At 55.7% G+C, this 271-nt stretch carries 1 protein-coding gene; it reads left to right on the forward strand.

The window, feature by feature from the left end; translation table 11 throughout:
* The coding region (locus tag R0J92_RS23130; RefSeq protein WP_411053392.1) for an ATP-binding protein at nucleotides 1-271 on the forward strand (271 nt) is incomplete at both ends.

Here is a 271-nt window from a genome sequence, read left to right on the forward strand (position 1 = left end):
CCTGCTTCATCGGCAGGCGATGACTATAATGCTTCGTCCATCCGTGTTCTGGAGGGTCTGGAACCCGTACGCCTGCGCCCCGGCATGTATATTGGCGGCACGGACGAAAAGGCGCTGCATCACCTCTTTGCGGAAGTCATCGACAACTCGATGGACGAAGCGGTGGAAGGACATGCAAATTTCATCGAAGTCAGTTTCGATGCCGACGGATTTGTCACTGTCTCGGACAATGGGCGTGGCATTCCAGTGGACGAACATCCTCAGGTTCCGG

The organism is Tritonibacter sp. SIMBA_163 (assembly GCF_046535935.1).
Lineage (GTDB): Bacteria > Pseudomonadota > Alphaproteobacteria > Rhodobacterales > Rhodobacteraceae > Epibacterium > Epibacterium scottomollicae.